This window comes from Polynucleobacter sp. 39-46-10, from assembly GCF_002282275.1.
Genome location: NZ_NCJB01000164.1, coordinates 1 through 5,124, shown reverse-complemented (window position 1 = coordinate 5,124; position 5,124 = coordinate 1). Strand labels below are relative to the sequence as shown.

General features: G+C 46.8%; 6 protein-coding genes. 2 read left to right on the top strand and 4 right to left on the bottom strand.

The window, feature by feature from the left end; all coding sequences use genetic code 11:
• On the top strand, nucleotides 1-249 hold a 249-nt coding region (locus B7X71_RS11540; protein ID WP_293600795.1), incomplete at its 5' end, for an SDR family oxidoreductase.
• Nucleotides 250-254: 5 nt separating this feature from the next.
• Complete coding sequence (locus B7X71_RS11535; RefSeq protein WP_293600794.1) at nucleotides 255-2,732, top strand: FtsX-like permease family protein; 2,478 nt, start codon at nucleotides 255-257, stop codon at nucleotides 2,730-2,732.
• A gap of 24 nt (nucleotides 2,733-2,756) precedes the next feature.
• On the opposite strand, the gene B7X71_RS11530 is transcribed toward B7X71_RS11535, so the two are convergent.
• Genes B7X71_RS11530 through B7X71_RS11515 form a run of 4 tightly spaced genes read right to left on the bottom strand, consistent with a single transcriptional unit; the run spans nucleotide 2,757 to nucleotide 4,998 of the window.
• Nucleotides 2,757-3,296, bottom strand: coding sequence for an RDD family protein (locus B7X71_RS11530; RefSeq protein WP_293600793.1), 540 nt, complete (start codon nucleotides 3,294-3,296; stop codon nucleotides 2,757-2,759).
• Between the two features lie 13 nt (nucleotides 3,297-3,309).
• Entirely contained in the window at nucleotides 3,310-3,942 is a 633-nt protein-coding gene (locus B7X71_RS11525; RefSeq protein ID WP_293598364.1) for a DUF3106 domain-containing protein, read from the bottom strand.
• Nucleotides 3,943-3,967: 25 nt separating this feature from the next.
• Nucleotides 3,968-4,432, bottom strand: a complete 465-nt coding sequence (locus B7X71_RS11520) for a DUF3619 family protein (protein ID WP_215303311.1) — start codon at nucleotides 4,430-4,432, stop codon at nucleotides 3,968-3,970.
• Complete coding sequence (locus B7X71_RS11515; RefSeq protein ID WP_215303312.1) at nucleotides 4,429-4,998, bottom strand: RNA polymerase sigma factor; 570 nt, start codon at nucleotides 4,996-4,998, stop codon at nucleotides 4,429-4,431. Before B7X71_RS11515 ends, B7X71_RS11520 begins: the two co-directional genes overlap by 4 nt.
• Nucleotides 4,999-5,124 lie beyond the last annotated feature (126 nt).

The window sequence follows — 5,124 nt, the reverse complement described above, 5'->3', positions numbered from 1 at the left end:
ACAGTGAATGTGATCATGCCGGGTCGTGTAGCAACCGATCGCTTGCGTCAATTGGATGAAGCGCGTGCTCAACGCGAGAGCATTAGCTACGACTCGGTAGTGAAAGCTAGCTTGAATCTGATCCCAGCGGGTCGTTATGGTGATCCTCAGGAATATGGTGATACTGCTGCGTTTTTAGCAAGTCAAAACGCTTCGTATATCACTGGGTCAGTGATCCGGGTTGACGGCGGCCAGATTCAGGCGATTTAGTCGCCGTGCTAGTGAGTTTTCTGCGGGATATTCGGCGAGACTTGCGATCCAGTGAGCTCCTTGCTTTACTGGTTGCGCTAACTCTATCGGTTGCAGCTTTATCTAGCGTCAGTTTTCTGGCGGATCGGATGCAGCGAGCCTTTGAGTTTGATGCTCGCCAACTTCTTGCTGCAGATCTACTGCTTGTCTCTGATCAGCCTTTGCCTGAACGATTTATTCGAGAGGCAAATAATCGTCAGCTGAGTGTTGCGCAGACCGTTGTTTTTCCGAGCATGGCCACTGTTGGCGCTCAAAGTAAGCTTGCTTCCCTCAAAGCGGTATCTAACACTTATCCCTTGCGCGGGTCTTTGCAGGTCTCACCCTCCCAGGCCGGCCTCACTCCGCCAGCTGCTTCAGTCTGGGTAGACCCAGCTATGCTCAATACATTGAAGGCCAAAGTGGGCGATCAGATGTTGTTGGGAGACAAGACGTTTTTAATTGGCGGCATTTTAGAGCGCGAACTCGACCGAGGTGCAGGCTTTATGAACTTTGCACCACGCGTCATGATGTCCTTAGATGATTTACAGTCAACGGGTCTCATTGGCTTGGGCAGTCGCGTTACTTATCGTCTATTACTAGCGGGAAATGATCAGGCTATTTCTGATTATGAGAAATGGGCTACTCAATGGATTGAATCTGAGGGTCTCAGAGGAATGCGTATTGAGACCTTGGAAAACGCGCAACCGGTGATGCGTAAGACTCTAGAGCGAGCAGAGCGATTTTTATCTTTAGTTGCCTTGTTGACCGCAATGGTGGCTGCAGTAGCGATTGCTTTATCTGCACGTCGTTATGTTTTAAAGCAGTCAGATGTTTGTGCAGTCATGAAATGTCTTGGGGCAAGTCAAGGGGCAATTCTAGTAAATCAAATCAAAGTATTGGGGGCTCTGTGCTTATCAGCTGCACTTATGGGTTCAGCTATTGCTTACGGAGTTCAAGAAATATTAATTCATATTTTGGGTGATTTAGTTTTTGCTGATTTGCCTGTGATTTCCCTCTGGCCATTAACTTGGAGCATCTTATTCTCCTCCTGTTTATTAATTGGCTTTGCTGGCCCACCCTTATTTAGTTTGGTAATGATCTCGCCAGTTCGGCTGATTCGAAAGGAGTTAGGTGCGGTCAATATCAAGTCACTTTGGGTGGCACTTTTTGGAATTATTACTTGTCTAGCCTTAATTGCTATCGCAGCGCAGGATTTGAAGCTAGCTTCTTGGGTTGCGATAAGCTTCACTTTGGCCGTTACTTTGTTTGCCATAGTTTCTTGGTCATCACTACGCCTGCTTAATCTTGGTTTTTCGAGTTGGAGTGCTAAGAGCTTTGCTCTCCGCTTTGCGTTGACTGTGCAAGCGCGCCGCGCAGGATTTGCGGTAATGCAAATTACTGCTCTGGGCATTGCCTTGATGGCTTTACTACTCATTCTCTTACTTCGTCAGGATTTATTGGTCACTTGGCAGGGAAATATTCCAGCTGATGCACCCAATCGCTTCATGATTAACATTCAGGAAGATCAAAAGCTAGGCATTACCCAGTCTTTGCTTGGTGCGGGAGTTGCTAACCCTAGCTTTAGTCCAATGGTCCGTGCACGCCTGGTTGAGGTTAATGGCAAAGCTATTGGGCCGAATGATTATGTTGATGAAAATGCACGTCGCTTAGTCGATCGAGAATTTAATCTCTCTTATACCGAGCAATTGCCAGATGGTAATCGAATTACTTCTGGAAAATGGATTGATGGCAGTGCGCCGCAAGTTTCTTTGGAGGCGGGTATTGCAAAGACTTTAAAGCTTAAGCTGGGTGATCAAATGACTTTTGAACTCGCTGGTGAAAAAGTTACCGCACCAATTACTTCTCTTCGTAAACTGGATTGGAGTTCCATGAAGGTGAATTTTTTTGTCATCATGTCGCCCGCCATGCTTGCTGAAATGCCCCAATCATGGATTACCTCCTACTATCAAAGTCCTCTCATTGAAGGGCTTGATTACCAACTTGCACAGAGCTACCCCAATCTCACTATTGTCGATGTAGCGTCCTCTTTGCAACAGATACAAGACGTATTGGATCGACTGTCTTCAGTACTGGGTCTTCTGTTTGCCTTTACGATCGCAGCAGCGATTCTGGTTTTAGTGGCTGCAATTGCAGCCACTCAAGATGAGCGCTTTAGAAGTGCTGCATTACTCAAAGCGGTAGGTGCATCGCGTGCTTTACTGAGAAAGATAGCTCTGGCTGAACTGTTGATTATTGGAGTGCTCTCTGGAGTTCTAGCTGGACTAGCTGCTGGAGTAGCAGCGTGGGCGCTTGGTCGATTTGTGCTGGAGATTGAGTTCAATGCATTCGTACAGTCTTTAGCGATGGGAATTATCTTTGGAGTCTCTGCTTGTCTCTTGGCTGGATATCGTTTTCAAAGAAAAATTCAAACAACAACTGCAATGGAGTGTTTGCGCGAGATCTAGGGCGCACTCTCTAACGAGAGTACCTTAGGAGAGTTTCACTAAGTTTTTTGGCAGCTCAACTAAACGCGTTCCACTAAAGCGATCTGGCAGACTTTGTCGTAGCAGCGGGCTAACGCGATTCAAATAGATGCTTAATGGCCATAGAAATAAAGCAACCGCAAATAGCATTTCAATAATTTGCCATCTCTGAAGTTCGAAAAGCCACTGTAGGATAACGCAAGGTATGAGCCATAGAGATCCATAGACATAGCGCCAGATTGCTTGCTTTCGAGTGAGCTTGTGGCCACCTGGACCAATCATGCGTATCCGCCAGGTTTGCATCGCAAGCGTCTGCCCTGACTTTGTCCAATACCAGGAAAAGTAGATCCCAAGAACCACATAGAGGTAGAGGAAGGTGAGCCAACTCGGTAATGAGATGCCAAATAGAATACCTAAGCCTAAATTGGGAACTAAAAATGTTAGGGCAATTACACCCAGTAAAACCAACTGCTCATAAAGCGTACAAGAAACACGTCGCCAAAATTGCGGAGCAGGAAGCGTATCTAATTCCGCTGGGGTAATCACGACTGAGGAATTCTTATTGATTGCTTGAGTCGCTATCCGAGCTTGCGCCTTGCGGAGCAACTTCTTGAGCTGGAGTGACTGCGGCAGGTAATGTCGGAGCTAAGTTCGACTGCTGAATGATGGGGTGTTGTTGCAAGGTTGGCGCACTTACGACCGTAGGCTTCTTCTTTTGATTTAATTCAGCCTGAGCAAGTTTATTTTTTTGCTCGGCACTCAGTTTTTGATAAGCGCTCCAAGCTTCAGCTTTTTTCTCAGGCGGAAACTTGAGGCTGCTTAGGTAATTCTCTCGTGCAATACGGCGATCTTTTTGAGACAGGTTTGACCAGCTGGCCATGCGAGACTGAAGCCGTTGTTGATCTATTGCCTTCATCCTGGGGTACAGGTTGGCCACCTGGGTCCATCGTTTACGACTTTCAGGCAACATGTAGTCCCAATCACCCTCGAGAGGGGCCAGAATGTTTTGTTGTTCAGGCTTTAGACCTTCCCATGTCCCATCCTGCTTTTTCGCTGGGGTAACCGTGCTTTTGCCGTGATTACTTGTTGCTGTCTGAGCAAATGCGGCGGGCGAGATTAGAGCGCTAATAGCTAGCGTAAGGGCTGAGCTGATGCTGAGGACTGCACAAATAGAGCGTAAGTTTTTTAGCATGCGCTATTTGAGTTTTCGTTTGATATTAAGAAGGTGATTTGGGTGTATCCAAGCCATCTTGCTCTGCATCGGCTAAGGGGCCATTCTTGAGGAAGCGCATAAAGCCGCTATCAGCATAGGCATCAGGGGGTACATCGTCGCTTAACAGGGCTGCATCTAACTCGGCAATGTCATTAATCCGGGAGTTATCTTGCCATTGGGCAATTCCGACTAAGCCAAAAACAAGAACAACAAGAGGGATCACCCAGCCCACGTTATTCCAAAAAGAACGAGAACCCGAAGACCAGTTCCCAGAGGTACTGGCCAAAACATATTGTTTGATACGCACTTTTTCTGGTTTTTTTACGGAAAGCGCTTTTAAGCGCGCTGCATACAGACGATCTTTGATGCCAGCTGGCAAGGATTGAGATCCTTGGCGGAGCAGAGCAGCAGCGGACTGGCCAAATTGGTCAGCTTCTGTTGGGTTTAGGATGTCTTGATTGCGGTTCACAGCGTAATTCCTTTTAATTTCAATGCTTTAGCTAGAGCTTGGGTAGCTCTTGAGCAGTGGGTTTTGACGCTTCCCTCGCTACAACTCATAGCAAGGGCAGTTTCAGTAATACTTAGCTCATCCCAATAACGCATCAGGAAGGCTTCTCGTTGACGGACAGGTAATTTTGATATTTCTGACTCTAGGGACTCCAAAAGCTGACTTCGCTCCAGCTTAAAGGCACCATCTTGGTGAATTTCACTGTCATCCGGGGCGGAAAGTGACTCTAAGGGGTCGAAATCATCATTTTCATCTGATTTCTTGCCCATATTGGAGAATAGGGTTACCCAGGTATTGCGAACCTTTTGACGTCTAAACCAGTCATGAATACGGTTTTGCAGAATTCTGGTGAAAACCAGTGGTAGCTCGGCTGCGGGGCGGTCACCATATTTTTCAGACAACTTAATCATGGCATCTTGAACAATATCTAAGGCTGCATCGTCATCTCGCACAGCATAGACAGCTTGCTTGAAAGCACGCTGCTCAACACTGCTGAGGAAGTCAGAAAGTTCTTGGGGTGAAGCCATTCAGTGGATTAGACCTGAATCAGATGGAATTGGTCTATTTTAGGGGATTGCTATAGAATGTAGGGCTTACTACCTAGAATCTCATTCAAGAAGTGGTTTTTTCCGGTAGCAGCGCCGTTCGAACTC

Coding starts and splice junctions, on each gene's coding strand:
- B7X71_RS11525 (WP_293598364.1), bottom strand. CDS start 3,942: ATGCTAAAAAACTTACGCTCTATTTGTGCAGTCCTCAGCATCAGCTCA.
- B7X71_RS11515 (WP_215303312.1), bottom strand. CDS start 4,998: ATGGCTTCACCCCAAGAACTTTCTGACTTCCTCAGCAGTGTTGAGCAG.